We start from the raw sequence: 17,170 nt of genomic DNA, 5'->3' as shown, positions 1-17,170 counted from the left end.
GCGTCGCGGATTCGGACATTTATGGTCGTATCGGCGTGCGCGGGAAACGATTTGGAGCTGCGCAGGGTCGCCCGGTAAAGTTGGCGTCGCCGCCGGGGAGACCGGGCGGACCAAGCAAGGGGCTATAGCTCAGTTGGTAGAGCGCCTGCATGGCATGCAGGAGGTCAGGAGTTCAATTCTCCTTAGCTCCACAGTAGATCCCGCCGGGTCGGCAAGACACGGCGGGATCCTTTTCGTCCGACATCACCAGAGGGGCCGTCCGGCTTGGACGGCCCCTCTGCGCGTATGTGCTCGGTCTCAGCGCCCCAACGCCCGCCTGCCGCGCCCCTGAGAGAGGACCGGCAGGTTGCGGGACGACTCCTGCGCGCGGGTGTCCTCCTCCAGGCGCAGCGCGAGGGCCGGGCAACGGCGCACCGCGCGCAGGGCCTTGTCCTCGGCGTAGCGCGGGACCGTCGCCTGGGCGACGGTCGGGAAACCGTCGGCGCCGAGCTGGAAGACCTCCGGGAGGATGTCCGCGCACAGGCCGTGGCCGCGGCACAGCGTCCAGTCGACGTAGATCTTCTGGCGGCTGGGACCGTCCTCCTCCGACTCGGCGCCACCCGGGGTGCCCGAGGGTCCCCTGCCGCCCTCGAAGAGCGGCAGAACGCCCTCCACGGGCCGTCCGCAGCCGTTGCCGAGGACGTGTGCCGCGAGGTCGTCGGTGAACGCCTTGATGGTCGACTCCAGGAACATCGCGGAGCCGTCCGGGTGCGAGCACGCACCGCGCCGCTTCACGTTCTTGGCGACCTGCTTCAGGGCCTCCAGGGCGGCCGGGCCACCGCCGTTGAGTATGTCCTCCAGGCCGCGCGCGGCGGCCGGCAGACCGAGGTAGCAGGGGCCGCACTGGCCCGCGCTCTCCTCGGCCAGCCACTGCGCCACGCGCAGCGACTCGCCCAGCGGGCAGGTCTCCTGAGTGATCGGCAGGATCGCGCCGGCGCCGAGCGCGCCGCCGACCGCGTCCAGGGAGTTGCGCGAGACGATCGCCTCGTTGACCGTCGCCGCGTCGATCCACTTGCCGTGGTAGCCGCCGGTCAGCACGCCCTGGGGGACCGGCGGGGCGCCGGCGAGCTGGAGGACGTAGCGCAGCGGGACGCCCGTCGGGACCTCGATGACCATCGGGCGGGCGACCGCGCCGGAGACCGTGAGCATCACGGTGCCCGGCTCGTCGTACAGGCCGGTGTTGCCGTAGCGCTCCGGGCCGATGCGGGCGGCGATGGCGAGCTGGGCGAACGTCTCGGCGTTGGACAGCAGGGTCGGGGCGCCGCCGACGCCGTTCTGCGAGGCGCTGACCTTGCGGCCGGGCGGGATCGCCGGGCCGCCGTCGATGGAGCGGATCACGGAGGCGGCAGCTCCGGTGACCATGCGCACCGGGTTGCGCTGGACGAACGCGCGTAGCGCGGACCGACGGCTGTTGCTGAGGCCGCGTTCGGCGAGGGCGGCCTCCATCGAGCGCTGGGTCGATTCCCGGGTGACCGCCACCACGAGCGTGCGGGCACCCAGGGCCTCGGCGCACAGCAGGGCGCCGTCCAGGATGAGATGCGGGGCACGGTTGATCATCACCGTGTCCTTGCGGCAGGCCGGCTCGTCCTCACTGCCGTTGACCACGACGACCGGCCGCACGCCGCGCTTGATCGCGGCCTCGGCGACCGAGCGCAGCTTCTTGTGGAAGGGGAAGCCCGCGCCGCCGCGGCCCTTCAGGTTGATGTTCTCGGCGAGCTTCGCCAGCTGCTCGCCGCCCAACGGTTCGAGCGGCCCGTGCACCTTCAGATGCATGGGCAGGTCAAGTCTCTCGACAAGGTCGAAGCCCGACGTGAGCTGGGGAAGTCCGACCACGCGGACTTCGGGTACGTCGGGCAGGGCCTCGTTCACTTAAAGCCTCCGGAAGGCGTGTTCCAAGGTTCGCCCGAACCCGGTGCGTCGAAGTCGTAGGAGGCACCGGGCATTGTTTCGGTGGCGGGACCGCTGTTGTTGTACGTGTCGTTCTGGTTGTACGTACCGAAGACGGCGTTCGTCTCAGATGTGTCGTACACATCACTCGAGCCGTAACCCGCGGAGTTGGAGCCGTAGCCCGAGGTGTTCGAGCCGTAGGTCGTGGTGCCGGAATTGTCGTAGACGGGGATGTTGTATCCGGTGTCGTTGAGCGGGTCGTAGGCCGACGGGGGCGCCTCGCCGACCGGAGGGGGGGAGGGGATGGGCCAGTTGCCCGTGCCGCCGCCGGCGCCGTCGACGCGCGGGATCGCCTCCGTCGGCTGCATGTCCATGGGCAGGTCCATGCGTGAGGTCTGGTCGGCGTACGGCTGTTGCTGCCCGCGGGAGCGGGGGGAGACGGCGCGGTAGGCGGCGGCGAAACCGCCCGTGGTCTCCGCGGCCGAGGGGGCCTGGGAGGGCATGCCGGGCAGGGGGCCCGGTCGTTCGTCGCGTGAGGGGCGTGCCGAGCGGGACGGCCGCTGGTCCTCGTAGCCCGGCAGGGAGGAGCCGGACCCGGCCCTGGCGCGGCTCTCCTCCAGGTCCTCGCGGGCGCCCGGCTCGTTGCCGATGATCTGGGCGATCCGGTCGGCGAACTTGCGCTTGAACGGGCGCGGGGCGGCGCGCAGGGCGAGGGCCGCGGCGACGGCGACGACGCAGAGTTCGTAGCTGACCATGAAGAACGTCTTCGCCGGGCGGCCCGCGAACAGGCCGTGGATCAGGGCCGAGCACCAGGCCGGGTAGGCCAGCATGTGCATCGCGCGCCAGCGTGCGGCGACCGGCGCCGGGGAGGCGAACTGGTTGCGCAGGGCGCCGGTGATGCCGACGAAGATCATGAGGAGGGCGGCCAGGGAGCCCAGGCCGATGAGGAAGGCGCTGCCCGGGATCTCGGTGCCGCCGGCGAACACCAGGCTGAAGGGGATCAGTGCGGCGATCGGGCTGGCGTGGTCCAGCGCCAGCTTGACGCCGATGTGCACCAGGAGGAACGCGATCGAGGCCACCGCGGTCACCCGGTGGATGCCCTGCGCGATGATCCGCTGGCGGGTGTTGAGGATCATCCGGTCCTGGGCGACCAGGCCCCAGATGACCGAACAGGTCAGGCAGACGAGCGACAGGACGCCGGCACCGAAGTTGAGGAACTCCTGGAGCCAGGTACCGCCGAGCAGCACGACCAGGGGTATGAGCAGCAGAACAGCAGCGGTCGCAACCCCGTAGGCCGACCGGCCCGGTGAGGGAAGCGAACTGTTACTACGACGAGGGTTCATGGGGGCAACTCCGAGCGGTTCGGGAAGGCGGTCCCGCTGCCGCACTCTAAGTGGCTCCATACCGGGGGGTACGGCGTTTGAGTTATTGCGTTGTTATCTACGGGCTGTGAGGAGCTTGCGATGTCCCTTAGCGACTGTTACGCCAGGTAACAATTGAACGTTGTTCAGCTTTTCCATGTCTTCACAACTCTCAGGTACGGAGCCGGGGGCGCGATTGTTCATGCGTGAGCCCCTAGTGAGGACCGTCATGCGCCCCGCCGGAAGTCCGTCGCGACCCGCTCCGGCGCTGCGGTACCCTGACGCCATGCGTGCCGTACGCCTTCTGCTTAGCGAGCCGCGCTGATCACTCCCGACCACCGGGCGAATCGGTTGGTCGGAATCGGCGCGGCGTCCCCTCCTGTGCGAGGGGATTTTTCGTTTCCCGGGAAATCGCAGCCGCTGGCAGAGACGATCGATGGAGCTTTGAGGATCATGAGCGAGACGAACCCCGCTGCCGCCGAGGTGGCAGCGCCGCACCGCTACACGGCGGCCATGGCCGCCGAGATCGAGGCACGCTGGCAGGACTTCTGGGACGCCGAGGGCACGTACGCGGCGCCGAACCCCAAGGGTGATCTGGCGGGCGATCCCGAGCTGGTCGCCAAGCCCAAGAAGTTCATCATGGACATGTTCCCCTACCCCTCCGGTGCGGGTCTGCACGTCGGCCACCCCCTGGGCTACATCGCCACCGACGTCTTCGCGCGCTTCCAGCGCATGACCGGCCACAACGTCCTGCACACCCTGGGCTTCGACGCCTTCGGCCTGCCCGCCGAGCAGTACGCCGTGCAGACCGGCACGCACCCGCGTGTCTCCACCGAGGCCAACATCGAGAACATGAAGGTCCAGCTGCGCCGGCTGGGCCTGGGCCACGACAAGCGCCGGTCGTTCGCCACGATCGACCCGGACTACTACAAGTGGACCCAGTGGATCTTCCTGCAGATCTTCAACTCCTGGTACGACGACAAGGCGAACAAGGCCCGGCCGATCGCCGAGCTGGTCGCCGAGTTCGAGTCGGGCGAGCGTGCTGTGCCGGACGTCGACGGTGGCGCCGGCGCTGACGGCTCCACGCGCGCGTGGAGCGAGCTGAGTGCCGACGAGCGCGCCGACGTCCTGGGCGGGTACCGCCTGGCGTACGCCTCCGACGCGCCGGTCAACTGGTGCCCCGGCCTGGGCACCGTCCTGGCCAACGAGGAGGTCACCGCCGACGGTCGCTCCGAGCGCGGCAACTTCCCGGTCTTCAAGTCCAAGCTGCGCCAGTGGAACATGCGGATCACCGCCTACGCCGACCGGCTGCTGGACGACCTGGACGAGCTGGACTGGCCCGAGGCCATCAAGCTGCAGCAGCGCAACTGGATCGGCCGCTCCGAGGGCGCCCGCGTCGACTTCCCCGTCGACGGCGAGCGCATCACGGTCTTCACTACGCGCCCCGACACCCTGTTCGGCGCGAGCTACATGGTGCTGGCGCCCGAGCACCCGCTGGTCGACAAGTTCACCCCGGACGCCTGGCCCGAGGGCACGCACGACGTGTGGACCGGCGGCCACGCGACCCCGGCCGAGGCCGTCGCCGCCTACCGCGCGCAGGCCGCCTCGAAGTCCGACGTCGAGCGCCAGGCCGAGGCCAAGGACAAGACCGGCGTCTTCATCGGCTCGTACGCGACCAACCCGGTCAACGGCGAGCAGGTCCCCGTCTTCATCGCCGACTACGTCCTGATGGGCTACGGCACCGGCGCGATCATGGCCGTACCGTGCGGCGACCAGCGTGACTTCGAGTTCGCGCGCGCCTTCGAGCTGCCGATCATCTGCATCGTCGAGCCGACGGACGGCCGTGGCACGGACACCTCGACGTGGGAGAACGCCTTCGGGTCGTACGACGCGAAGATCATCAACTCCACCGGTGAGGGTGTCTCCCTGGACGGCCTGGGCGTCGTCGAGGCCAAGGCCCGCATCACGGAGTGGCTGGAGCGGTCCGGGGTCGGCGAGGGCACCGTCAACTTCCGGCTGCGCGACTGGCTGTTCAGCCGCCAGCGCTACTGGGGCGAGCCCTTCCCGATCGTGTACGACGAGGACGGCATCGCGCACGCGCTGCCCGAGTCGATGCTGCCGCTGGAGCTGCCCGAGGTCGAGGACTACTCGCCGCGCACCTTCGACCCGGACGACGCCGACACCGAGCCCGAGACGCCGCTGTCGCGCAACGAGGAGTGGGTCAACGTCACGCTGGACCTGGGCGACGGACGCGGTCCGCGCCCTTACCGGCGTGAGACCAACACCATGCCCAACTGGGCCGGTTCCTGCTGGTACGAGCTGCGCTACCTGGACCCGCACAACAGCGAGAAGCTGGTCGACCCGGAGATCGAGCAGTACTGGATGGGCCCGCGCGAGGGCCAGCCGCACGGCGGAGTCGACCTGTACGTCGGCGGCGCCGAGCACGCCGTGCTGCACCTGCTGTACGCACGCTTCTGGTCCAAGGTGCTGTTCGACCTGGGGCACGTCTCCTCGGCCGAGCCGTTCCACAAGCTGTTCAACCAGGGCATGATCCAGGCCTACGTCTACCGTGACAGCCGTGGCATCGCGGTGCCGGCCGCCGAGGTGGAGGAGCGCGACGGCGCGTACTACTACCAGGGCGAGAAGGTCTCCCGGCTGCTGGGCAAGATGGGCAAGTCCCTGAAGAACGCGGTCACTCCGGACGAGATCTGCGCCGAGTACGGCGCCGACACGCTGCGCCTGTACGAGATGGCGATGGGCCCGCTGGACGTCTCCCGGCCGTGGGACACGCGCGCGGTGGTCGGCCAGTTCCGGCTGCTGCAGCGGCTGTGGCGCAACGTCATCGACGAGACCACCGGTGCGGTGACGGTCGTCGACGCCGAGCCCGACGAGGAGACGCTGCGTGCCCTGCACAAGGCGATCGACGGGGTGCGTGGGGACCTGGAGGGCATGCGGTTCAACACCGCCATCGCCAAGGTCACCGAGCTGAACAACCACCTGACCAAGGCGGGCGGCTCCGTGCCGCGCTCCGTGGCCGAGTCTCTGGTGCTGATGGCCGCGCCGCTGGCCCCGCACATCGCCGAGGAGCTGTGGCGCAAACTGGGGCGTACCGGCTCGGTGGTGCACGAGGACTTCCCGGTCGCCGACCCGGCGTACGTGATCGACGAGACCGTGACCTGCGTCGTGCAGATCAAGGGCAAGGTCAAGGCGCGGCTGGAGGTCTCGCCGGCCATCTCCGACGAGGAACTGGAGAAGGTCGCGCTGTCCGACGAGAAGGTCGTGGCGGCGCTGGACGGGGCCGGGATCCGCAAGGTGATCGTGCGGGCGCCGAAGCTGGTGAACATCGTTCCGGCGTGAGTCTGCCTCGGCGGTCGGCGTGAGTCTGCCTCCGGTGGTTGGCGTGAGTCTGCCTCTGGCGGTTGGGCCGGGCCGGGTGCCGTACTCCGTGTGATCTTGTCTCGGGGTGATCCCCTACGGGCAGGTTCGGGGTTCTTTTGGAACTCCGGGCCTGCCCGCTGCGTTTACCGTTGAAGAGTGACGCGACGTGGCATGGGTCGCGGCCGGTCCGAGGAGGAGTTCGTGGAAGCAGTGATCGCAGTCGTCGCCCTGCTCTTCGTGCTCTTCGTCGCGCTCGGCGCGTACGCCACGGTGAAGGTGGTCGGTGCCGCCAAGCGCCGGGTGGACGAGACGATCACTCACGCCCGGCGCACGGTCGAGGACCACACCCTGCGGGCCAAGTCCTTCGCCCAGCCCGGTGCGCCCGGTGAGCTCGCCCAGCTGCGGCTGAAGCTGCGCACCTCGATGCGCGCCACCCAGGACGCCCTCCATGCGGGCGTGAGCGAGGACGAGTCCCTCAAGGAGTCCCTCGGCCTCTTCGAGCGCCTCAGCGCACATGGGCACGAACTCGACGCGGAGCTGCGGCGCCTGGAGTCCGAGCCCGACCGCACGATGCTCGTCGCGCGCCTGCCCGACCTGCGCGAACGCACCGAGCGCATCGTCGAGGCGGCGGACTCCCTGCGCTGGGCGGTCCGCGACCGGGCCCGCCGCTTCGCCGACGACGACCTGGACACCCTCAGCGCCCAGATCGACGTGGAGACCGGCGCGCTGCGGCACTGGCAGACGACGGAGTCCTCGACCACGGAGTCCTCGACCACAGGATCCTCGACCACGGGATCCTCGACCACGGGATCCTCGTCGTCGACGCCGTCATCGGAGCGGCCGGCGTCCCCGCCGCCCCCATGGCCGGAGGCGCCCGCCGCCGAGTCCGGTGCGACGAGCGAGCAGACCTGGCCGGACACCCCTCGGACACAGCGGGCCGAGGAGCCGACGAGGCCCGCCCTCAACCCGCCGGGGCCTCGCCCGACGTACCCGTGGCAGAAGAAACCCCGCCCCGAGAGCACGACTTGAGCACGCGCGACCGCGAGCCGCTCCGGTCAAGGCTTCACCGGCTGAGCGGGGTCGGGCTGCCGCCCGGGCGCTACGCCAGGTAACCTCCAGCTCATGTCCCGCCATGTCGCTATCGTCACCGATTCAACGGCCTACCTGCCGCCCCGGACGATGGAGCGCCACGGCATCACAGCGGTACCCCTGACCGTGGTCATCGGCGGCCAGGCGCTCGACGAGGGCACCGAGATCTCGACCCGTTCCCTTGCCCAGGCGTTGCAGAAGCGACGCCCTGTCACCACCTCGCGCCCGAGCCCCGAGGTCTTCGCGCAGCACTACCGCGAGGTGGCCGAGTCCGGAGCCACCGGCATCGTCTCCCTGCATCTGTCCGCCGAGCTCTCCGGCACCTACGACGCGGCGGTGCTCGCGGCTCGCGAGGCGCCCGTGCCGGTGCGGGTGGTGGACACGGGCATGGTCGCCATGGCCCTCGGCTTCTGCGCGCTCGCGGCGGCCGAGGCGGCGGAGACGGGCGGCACGGTGGACGAGGCCGTCACGGCTGCCGAGAAACGGGCCGGGGCCACGGCCGCCTACTTCTACGTCGACACCCTCGACTATCTGCGCCGCGGCGGCCGCATCGGCGCCGCGCAGGCCCTGCTGGGCTCCGCCCTCGCGGTGAAGCCGCTGTTGCAGCTGGAGAGCGGCCGGATCGGCCCGCTGGAGAAGGTCCGCACGGCTTCCAAGGCGATCGCCCGCCTGGAGGAGATCGCGGCCGACCGGGCGGGCAGCGCGCAGGTCGACATCGCGGTCCACCATCTCGCCGCGCCGGACCGGGCGTCGGCGCTGGCGGATCGTCTGCGGGCGCGGGTGCCGGGGTTGGCGGAGCTGCACGTGAGCGAGGTCGGGGCGGTGATCGGGGCGCATACCGGGCCCGGGTTGTTGGGGGTTGTGGTTTCGCCGCGGTGAGGGAGTGGCGGAGGGGTGGTCGAGCCCTCTGCGTGGGCGGGGGAGTCACTCGTGTGGGTTGCGGAGATATCCACAACTGGGCGGTAATCCCCGGGAATTGAGCAAGATCATCGCGGGTGTGGCGAGGTGTCGGATCCTCGTGGCATGGCACTTCGATCACGTACACGTACACGCACAGTCACGGGTCCGGGCGCGCGTCCGGGCACGCTTTCCGCCACGAGTCCCGCCACGCGCACGGGCGCCCGTGTCGCGACCGTGACCAGCGGCCCGGGACGTGGGCCGCACTCCGACGGGCGCGCCGGTCACCGGCGAGTCATGCCTGGCACGGGGAGGGCACGTCAGCGGCATGCGTCGGCGGAGGAGCTGCGGCGCAGGACGGAGGTGATTTTCGCCGAACGGGTCGGGGAGTGGCGGGAGTCGGGGGCGGGGCCGCCGGGGCGGGGCGGTGGTGCGGGGGCGGAAACGGATCCGGATCTGGATCTGGATCTGGTGCATGCGGGTGCGGGTGCGGGTGCGGGTGCGGGTGCCGGGGCCTCCGGCGCCCTCCGGTTGCTGCACCAGCCGGAGGACCCGCTCGGGGCCCCTTCTGGTGCTGGTGCCGGTGCCGAGGATGGTGACGGTGCTGGTGTCCGCGCGGACGCAGGCGGCGGCTCGGGGGACTGGCGGGCGCGGGCCGGGCTGGCGTTGCGGGAGCGGATGCCGGTCTGGTTGCAGGTGCGGTGTGGGCTGGAGCGGCGGAGCGTGGTCGCGCTCACCGTGGTGCTCGTCCTCGCCGCCGGCTTCGCGGTGCAGCACTTCTGGGCCGGACGGGCGCAGTCCGTGCGGGCCCCCGAGGTGGTGCGGGCGGTGGCTCCGTACGGCGGAGGGGAACCCGGCGGGGAGCAGGGCGGTGACGCCGGGGCGGCTGCTTCGGCGGCCGGGGTGTCTGGGGCTGTGGGGACAGCCGCGCCCAAGATCGTGGTGGACGTCAGTGGCAAGGTGCGCAAGCCGGGGATCCATCGCCTTCCGGCGGGCTCGCGCGTGGCCGACGCGCTGCGGGCGGCGGGCGGGGCGCGCCCCGGCACGAACACCGACAGTCTCAACCGGGCCCGGTTCCTGGTGGACGGCGAGCAGGTGATCGTCGGCGCTCCGGCCGCCCTGCCCGGGGCCACCGGCACGGGAACGGGTGGCGCTCCGGGGACAGGCGGTGCCGCGGCCCCCGGCGCCGCACCCACCGCACCGATCCCCCTCAACACCGCCACCGTGGACCAGTTGGACACCCTCCCGGGCGTCGGCCCGGTGCTGGCCCAGCACATCATCGACTACCGCACCCAGCACGGCGGCTTCCGCTCGGTCGACGAACTGCGCGAGGTCAATGGCATCGGCGATCGCCGTTTCGCCGATCTGCAGAATCTCGTACGGCCATGAGGCAGGACGGCCACGACACCCTCACACGGGGCCTCACCCCTTCTCGAGCCGCTGTTCACGCCGCGTCCGGACGACGGCTCGGCGCCGCCCACCCCCGACAGGAAGGACCGGCGGACCTGCGCCTGGTCCCACCGGCACTCGCCGCCTGGGCAACAGCGGCGCTGATGCTGGACGCCCCGCCGGAGTGGGTGGCCGGTGCGGCGGTGGTCTGCTTGCTCGCGGTGGGCACACTGCTGCTGATGCGACGGCGTGGGGCCGGCGGGCAGGGCCAGGTGCCCACGCGCTGGACCTGGCCCCGTACCTCGGCCGCCGCCGTACTGCTCTGTGTCGCCGCGGCCGCCGCCTCCGCCGGGCTGCACGGGGCCGATCTGCGGCGAGGGCCGGTGCCGCGGCTGGCGCAGCAGTACGCCACGGTGACCGCCGAAATCGAGATCACCTCCGACCCCCGGCTCACCCGACCCCGCATCAGGGGCGATCACATGGCGCCGACCTCCGTACTGGTCCACGCGGACGTACGACGCGTCGAGGAACCGAACGGCACGGCGGTGACGACGCGGGCGCCCGTGTTGATGATCGTCGACGGGGGCTGGGGGCCCTCGGCCGACGCCGGAGAGCACCGGCAGCCTTCGTCGCACGCCGGGCTGCGGCCATCGCTCTCCTCCCCCTCCGCCGACGGCGAGCAACCACCCCCCTCCTCCACCAGCCCCTCCTCCACTCGCCCCTCCCCCTGGCTGACCCTCCTCCCCTCCACCCGGCTGCGAGTGACCGCGCGGATCGCGCCCGCCCGGGTGGACGGGGACCGGATCGCGGCCGTGTTGCGGGTGCGGGAGTCGGTCGTGCCGGAGGTCGTGGGGGAGCCGTCGGCGGCGCAGCGGCTGGCGGGGCGGTTGCGGGGTGGGCTGCGGGAGGCGACCGACGGATTGCCGGGGGACGCGCGGGCGCTGCTGCCGGGGCTGGTCGTGGGTGACACCTCGCGGATCACGCCGGAGCTGGACGAGGCGTTCAAGGAGACCGACCTCGCGCACACGCTCGCGGTCTCCGGCAGCAACCTCACGATCATCCTGGCCCTGCTCATCGGCCCACCCGGACTCGCGCAGCGGGTCGAGCGCCGCGGTCTCGCACCCCGCCTCGGCATCTCGCTGCGGACGACCGCGTTGCTCGGCGGCGCGCTCACGCTCGCGTTCGTCGTCGTGTGCCGGCCGGACCCGAGCGTGCTGCGGGCCGCGGCCTGCGGGGCCGTGGCGCTGCTGGCCCTGGCGACCGGACGCCGTAGATCGCTGATCCCGGCGCTGGCGACGGCCGTACTGCTGCTGGTGCTGTACGACCCATGGCTGGCCCGCAGCTACGGCTTCCTGCTCTCCGTCCTGGCGACGGGCGCCCTGCTCACCCTCGCGCCCCGCTGGAGTGAGGCGCTGCGCAGGCGCCGGGTGCCGCCGCGGTTGGCCGAGGCGCTGGCGGCCGCGGCTGCCGCGCAGGCACTGTGCGCGCCGGTTGTGGCAGTGCTGTCGGCCCGGGTGAGCCTGGTGGCGGTGCCGTGCAATCTGTTCGCGGAGTTCGCGATCGCGCCGGCCACGGTGCTGGGCTTCGCCGCGCTGGCGACGGCACCGTTCGCGATGCCGGTGGCCAAGGTCCTGGCCTGGTGCGCGAGTTGGCCCGCCGGGTGGCTCGCGGGCGTCGCCCGGACGGGTGCCGCACTGCCCGGGGCAGGCGTGGACTGGCCCGGCAGCTGGACTGGAGCGGCGTTGCTCGCTCTCGTCACGGTGGTCGTCGTACTCACTGGCCGACGGCTGCTGCGGCACCCCTGGTGGTGCGTGGTGTGCGGGGCGCTGCTCCTGCTGGCGGTGGTGCAGCCGCCGCCGTTGACCAGGGTGGTCACCGGGTGGCCGCCGCCGGGGTGGCGGTTCGCGATGTGCGACGTGGGACAGGGGGACGCCACGGTGCTCGCGGCGGGCGACGGGACGGGGGTGGTCGTGGACGCCGGCCCCGATCCGACGCTGGTCGACCGGTGTCTGCGCACGCTCGGCATCACGAAGATCCCGCTCGTCGTGCTGACCCACTTCCACGCCGACCATGTGGCGGGCCTGCCCGGCGTCCTGCGTGGGCGCGCGGTGGGCGCGATCGAGACGACGGGGCACGAAGAGCCCGTAGACCAGGTGGAGTTCGTGCGCAGGGAGGCGGCCGCCCGGCGGATCCCCGTGACGCGGGCCGCCGCCGGGGAGGAGCGACGCACCGGAGCGTTGAGCTGGCGGGTGCTGTGGCCGCCGCCGCACCCGGCCCTGGCACCGGACGGGCCGAACGACTCCAGCGTCACCCTGCTCGTCCGGTCGGCAGGGCTGCGCCTGCTGCTGTTGGGGGATCTGGAACCCCCGGCCCAGCGGGCGCTGTTGAGATCGCCGGCGGGCCCGCTGCTGGCCGGCGTCGATGTGCTGAAGGTCGCCCACCACGGCTCGGCGTACCAGGACCCGGAGCTCATACGCAGGGCCGCCCCGAGGCTGGCGTTGATCTCCTGCGGGGCGGACAACCCGTACGGTCACCCGGCTCCCGGCACGGTCGCCGCGCTGCGGGCGCAGGGCGCGGTCGTGCTGCGGACGGACGAGGACGGGGCGCTGGCGGTCGCGGGTGCGGGCGCTGAGCTCATGGTGGCGGGAGACTGAGGTCATGGATTCCGTAGAGGTTGATGCCTATCTCCGGCGACTGGGAGTCGAGCACCCGGCGTGGCCCACCGTGGACGTGCTCCGCGAGCTGCAACTGCGCCATCTGCAGACCGTGCCCTTCGAGAACCTGTCGGTCCACCTCGGCGAGGAGATCGTGCTGGAGGAGAAGCGGCTGCTGGACAAGGTGGTGGGCGCGCGGCGGGGCGGGTTCTGTTACGAACTGAACGGGTCGTTCGGGGCGTTGCTCGGCGCGCTGGGCTTCGACGTGACGCTGCTCGCGGCGCGCGTCCACGGGAAGGAGGGGCGGCTCGGGATCCCCTACGACCACATGACGCTGAAGGTGGGGACGGTCGACGGCGGCGCGTGGCTGGCGGACGTCGGCTTCGGGGCGCACAGCCACTATCCGCTGGCGTTCGAGGCGCGGGGTGAGCAGGTGGACCCGGCGGGTGTGTTCCGGATCGTCGAGGCCGGGCCGGACGCGGCCGGGGTGCGGGGCGGGCACGACTCGGCGGAGGCGGCGGACCTGGACGTCGTCATGGACGGCAGACCGCAGTACCGGCTGGAGCGGCGGCCGCGGGCGCTCGGCGACTTCGTGGCCGGGGCGTGGTGGCACAGCACCTCGCCGCTGTCGCACTTCACGCAGTCGCTGGTGTGCTCGCGGGTGACGGAGGAAGGGGGACGGATCACGCTGAGCGGCCGCACGTTCAAGACGACGGCCGAGGACGGGACACGTGAGGAGCAGGAGTTGGGCACGGACGAGGAGGTGCTGAAGGTGTACCGGGAGCGGTTCGGGATCGAGCTGGACCGGGTGCCGACGGTGCGGGGGCCCGAGCTCGGCGGCTGAGGCGGCGGCAGCCGCGCGCGGACCGCGCCGGGCAGGGACCGAGGTCGCGCCCGCTGCCGCTAGGGCGACCCAGGCGACCCAGGCCCGCCCGCTGCCGCCACGGGGACCCAGGCCCCGTGTCCGCTGCGGCTACCAGCGCGTAGAACCAGCACATGTGCCGGTTTCCCACGATGTGATCCCGTGTTGCCCCGAAAAACTCACTGGTGGTCGAATGCCCCTTCGGCAACCGGTGATGTCGAGTCGTACAGGGGTGGCGAGGATGATCGGTCGCGGGCGGGGAAGCCGAACGAACCGGGAACAACGGACGAGTCCACTGGCGGCACTGGAGACTCCGCCGAGCGCGGGGGTGCTGAGCTGCCGGGTGCTCGATCCGGTCAACGAGCCCGTGCGGCACGCCGAGTTCGCGGTGAGCGACGCCATGGGGCGGACGGTGGTCAGCGGGGGAATGGACCCCTTCGGGTCGTTCGTGACCACCCTGCCGGCGGGCGAGTACCGGCTCGCGGTGCAGGCTGAGGGGTACACGCCGTACCGGACCACCACCACGGTCGGGGAGAACACCCTTGTCTCGCTCGGTGACGTGACCCTCCAGGTCGCCCAGCTGCCGGAGCTGCCGGCGCCGGGCGACTGGGAGATCGAGCCGGCGCACACCTCGATCGGGTTCACCGCGCGGCACATCGGGCTGGCCCGGATCCACGGGCGGTTCAACTCGTTCGCGGGGGTGGTGCGGATCACCGACCCCGTCGAGCGGTCGGCGATGCATGTGGTGATCGACGCGGCATCCATCGACACGGGCGTGCGGATGCGGGACGACCATCTGCGGTCGGCGGACTTCCTGGACGTGGCGGCCTTTCCGACGCTGGAGTTCTACAGCGAGCGGTTCGTGCACAAAGGCGGCACCCGGTGGTCCGTAACCGGCGCGCTGTCGCTGCACGGGGTGACGCGGACGGTCGCGCTCGACACGGAGTACCTCGGGCTCGGCAACGGCATGGAGGGCGAGGTGCGGGCGGCCTGTCGGGCCACGACCGAGCTGCATCGGGACGACTTCACCGTGAGCTGGCAGACGATGCTGGCGCGGGGGATCGCGGTGGTGGGGCCGAGCATCCGGATCGATCTGGACGTGCAGCTCGTGCGGAAGGGCTGAACCGGAGTTCGCCTCTCGCCGAGTGCCCGAGAATGGCTCCGTGAGCGATGTGAGACATGTGCTGGTGCTGCCCGACCGTGACGCGGCGCAGGAGGCCGCCGAGGCGCTGGGGGAGCGGTTCGGGATCGACGAGGAGCCGCGCCTGGTGCGGGACGCCCTGGCAGGTGAGGACGATGCCGAGGACGCGCAGTGGCTCGTCGTGCTGCGGGACGAGGCGCGGCGGCTCGATCCGGGGGCGCTGGACGAGTTCGCGGGAGAGTGGGACGGCTGGCGGGAGGAGCCCTAGGCCAGCCCTAGGCCCTGTCGTTTGGATCATCGCGGCGTCGCGGGCCCTGGCACGCACTCCCCCAAGCTCTTCGAGCAGGGGGACCCCAGCGGCGTTGTCGTCGGTCGCCGACTCCCCCACGCGCGAACCGGCTTCGCTCGGCTCGCGCGGGGGCACCCCCATCGCCCCGCTCGGGTCGGCCGGGAGGAACCGATCCTCGCAGCCGGGCTGATCCAAACGACAGGGCATAGCCCCCACGGCGTCCGGCGTCGGCGGGGGTTGTCAGTGGCCCGTGCCATGCTTGTCGCGATGGCCAAGAAGAGTGCGAACGACGACCCCCTCGCCCCCGTGACCCTCGCCGTGGGTCAGGAGGAGCTGTTGCTCGACCGTGCTGTGCGGGAGGTGGTGGTCGCCGCCCGGGCCGCCGACGCGGACACGGATGTGCGGGAGCTGACCTCGGACCAGTTGCAGCCGGGCACGCTGGCCGAGTTGACCAGTCCCTCGCTCTTCGCGGAGCGCAAGGTCGTGGTCGTGCGGGGCGCGCAGGACCTGTCGGCCGACACCGTCAAGGACGTGACGGCGTATCTCGCGTCGCCCGCCGAGGAGATCACGCTCGTGCTGGTGCACGCCGGCGGGGTCAAGGGCAAGAAGCTGCTCGACGCCGCCCGCAAGGCGGGGGCGCGGGAGGTGGACTGCCCGAAGATGACCAAGCCGGCGGACCGGCTGGCGTTCGTCAGAGGCGAGTTCCGGGCGACCGGGCGCTCCGCGACGCCCGAGGCCTGCCAGGCCCTGGTCGACTCCATCGGGAGTGATCTGCGGGAGCTGGCGTCCGCGGTGAGCCAGCTGGTCGCCGATGTCGAGGGGACCATCGACGAGGCCGTCGTGGGGCGGTACTACACCGGCCGCGCGGAGGCGTCGAGCTTCACCGTCGCCGACCGGGCCGTCGAGGGGCGGGCCGCGGAGGCGCTGGAGGCGCTGAGGTGGTCGCTGGCGACCGGTGTGGCGCCCGTGCTGATCACCAGTGCGCTCGCCCAGGGCGTGCGGGCCATCGGCAAGCTGTCCTCCGCGCGCGGCGGCCGCCCCGCCGATCTCGCGCGCGAGCTGGGCATGCCGCCCTGGAAGATCGACCGCGTCCGCCAGCAGATGCGGGGATGGACCCCCGATGCGGTCGCGGTCGCGCTGCGGGCGGTCGCCGAGGCCGACGCCGGGGTGAAGGGTGGCGGGGACGACCCCGAGTACGCCTTGGAGAAGGCCGTCGTGACGATCGCGCGAGTTGCTCGGTCCAGAGGACAGGGCTAGCGGCTGGGGAGGAGAATCGGGCGTATCAGCCGTATCGCCGGAAATGGGAAAGGTGGCGACCGTCATGGCTGAACACCCGCACGCTGCTCTCGTCCGCAGGGGCTACGAAGCCTTCCAGCGCGGAGACATGGACACCCTGCGCGGCATGATGACCGGGGACTGCACCCACCACGTGCCGGGCTCCCACCCGCTCTCGGGGCACTTCAAAGGGGTCGACTCGATCTTCGAGGGGTACTACGGCAAGCTCTTCTCGGAGACGGGCGGGACGTTCCGGGTCGAGCTGCGCAACGTATTCGTGGACGGCCGCGGGCATGCCATGACCGTGCACCACTTCACCGCGGACCGGGGCGGCAAGCACATCGACGAAAACGGCGGCATCGTCTTCCGGATCGTCGGTGACAAGATCACCGATCTCGACGAGTGCGTCGCGGACATCGACAGGAACAACGACTTCTGGTCGTGACGCAGCCATACCGAAGGCCCCGGCGCCCGCCCTGGGGAAGGGCGAGGTGCCGGGGCCTTCGGTTCAAGCTGCTGAGCCCGTACCCGCGTGGCGAACGCAGGCCGCGTACAGGCTCGGGTGCCGGACGGGAGCGGAAGAGAGAGGGCCCGCTCGATTCCTCCCGGCGATCAAATCAAGTGTCAGCCCTTGAGGGAGGCGACCTTCGAAGCAAGCGCCGACTTCTTGTTGGCGGCCTGGTTCTTGTGGATGACGCCCTTGGAGACGGCCTTGTCGAGCGCCCGCGCGGCGTCGCGCTGGTACTCGGTGGCCTTCTCGACGTCACCCGCGGCAGCTGCCTCACGGGCCTTGCGGATCGCGGTCTTCAGGGAGGACTTGACGGCCTTGTTGCGCAGCCGGGCCTTCTCGTTGGTCTTGATCCGCTTGATCTGGGACTTGATGTTCGCCACTGATGAGCCTTTTCAGGT

General features: G+C 71.5%; 13 protein-coding genes and 1 tRNA gene. 11 read left to right on the top strand and 3 right to left on the bottom strand.

The annotated features are described in order from the left end of the window. Nucleotides 1–118: 118 nt before the first annotated feature. Nucleotides 119–191 (top strand) — tRNA-Ala (locus OG254_RS16785). A 106-nt stretch (nucleotides 192–297) separates the two neighbouring features. Here OG254_RS16785 and OG254_RS16780 read toward each other — a convergent pair. Both OG254_RS16780 and OG254_RS16775 read right to left on the bottom strand, forming a co-directional pair. Continuing rightward, on the bottom strand, nucleotides 298–1,908 hold the full coding sequence (locus tag OG254_RS16780; protein ID WP_405582557.1) for an NADH-ubiquinone oxidoreductase-F iron-sulfur binding region domain-containing protein: 1,611 nt from the start codon (nucleotides 1,906–1,908) through the stop codon (nucleotides 298–300). After that, nucleotides 1,905–3,269, bottom strand: a complete 1,365-nt coding sequence (locus tag OG254_RS16775; protein WP_405582555.1) for a cytochrome b/b6 domain-containing protein — start codon at nucleotides 3,267–3,269, stop codon at nucleotides 1,905–1,907. Before OG254_RS16775 ends, OG254_RS16780 begins: the two co-directional genes overlap by 4 nt. 471 nt (nucleotides 3,270–3,740) lie before the next feature. On the opposite strand from OG254_RS16775, the gene leuS reads away from it, so the two are divergent. The 10 genes from leuS to OG254_RS16725 all read left to right on the top strand — a co-directional run bounded on the left by leuS (nucleotide 3,741) and on the right by OG254_RS16725 (nucleotide 16,706). Further along, on the top strand, nucleotides 3,741–6,644 hold the full coding sequence (gene leuS, locus OG254_RS16770; protein WP_405582553.1) for a leucine--tRNA ligase: 2,904 nt from the start codon (nucleotides 3,741–3,743) through the stop codon (nucleotides 6,642–6,644). A 222-nt stretch (nucleotides 6,645–6,866) separates the two neighbouring features. Further along, entirely contained in the window at nucleotides 6,867–7,694 is an 828-nt protein-coding gene (locus tag OG254_RS16765; protein WP_405595034.1) for a hypothetical protein, read from the top strand. A 93-nt stretch (nucleotides 7,695–7,787) separates the two neighbouring features. After that, a complete protein-coding gene (locus OG254_RS16760) occupies nucleotides 7,788–8,633 on the top strand; it encodes a DegV family protein (protein ID WP_405582551.1) in 846 nt (281 codons plus the stop codon). Between the two features lie 315 nt (nucleotides 8,634–8,948). Further along, on the top strand, nucleotides 8,949–10,040 hold the full coding sequence (locus OG254_RS16755; RefSeq protein ID WP_405582549.1) for a helix-hairpin-helix domain-containing protein: 1,092 nt from the start codon (nucleotides 8,949–8,951) through the stop codon (nucleotides 10,038–10,040). Further along, on the top strand, nucleotides 10,037–12,694 hold the full coding sequence (locus tag OG254_RS16750) for a ComEC/Rec2 family competence protein (RefSeq protein ID WP_405582546.1): 2,658 nt from the start codon (nucleotides 10,037–10,039) through the stop codon (nucleotides 12,692–12,694). Before OG254_RS16755 ends, OG254_RS16750 begins: the two co-directional genes overlap by 4 nt. A 4-nt stretch (nucleotides 12,695–12,698) precedes the next feature. Continuing rightward, a complete protein-coding gene (locus OG254_RS16745) occupies nucleotides 12,699–13,538 on the top strand; it encodes an arylamine N-acetyltransferase (protein WP_405582544.1) in 840 nt (279 codons plus the stop codon). A 259-nt stretch (nucleotides 13,539–13,797) separates the two neighbouring features. Beyond that, nucleotides 13,798–14,679, top strand: a complete 882-nt coding sequence (locus OG254_RS16740) for a YceI family protein (protein WP_405582542.1) — start codon at nucleotides 13,798–13,800, stop codon at nucleotides 14,677–14,679. A gap of 40 nt (nucleotides 14,680–14,719) precedes the next feature. After that, entirely contained in the window at nucleotides 14,720–14,965 is a 246-nt protein-coding gene (locus OG254_RS16735) for a hypothetical protein (RefSeq protein ID WP_147999196.1), read from the top strand. 288 nt (nucleotides 14,966–15,253) lie between these two features. Then, nucleotides 15,254–16,243, top strand: coding sequence for a DNA polymerase III subunit delta (gene holA, locus OG254_RS16730; protein ID WP_351191470.1), 990 nt, complete (start codon nucleotides 15,254–15,256; stop codon nucleotides 16,241–16,243). A gap of 64 nt (nucleotides 16,244–16,307) precedes the next feature. After that, complete coding sequence (locus tag OG254_RS16725; RefSeq protein WP_405582538.1) at nucleotides 16,308–16,706, top strand: nuclear transport factor 2 family protein; 399 nt, start codon at nucleotides 16,308–16,310, stop codon at nucleotides 16,704–16,706. Between the two features lie 179 nt (nucleotides 16,707–16,885). Here OG254_RS16725 and rpsT read toward each other — a convergent pair whose 3' ends face one another. After that, entirely contained in the window at nucleotides 16,886–17,152 is a 267-nt protein-coding gene (gene rpsT, locus OG254_RS16720) for a 30S ribosomal protein S20 (RefSeq protein WP_405582535.1), read from the bottom strand. Between the last annotated feature and the right edge of the window lie 18 nt (nucleotides 17,153–17,170).

This window comes from Streptomyces sp. NBC_01092, assembly GCF_045039535.1.
GTDB lineage: Bacteria > Actinomycetota > Actinomycetes > Streptomycetales > Streptomycetaceae > Streptomyces.
Note: the sequence above shows the minus strand (reverse complement) of the source record. Positions and strands in the feature narration are given on the sequence as shown.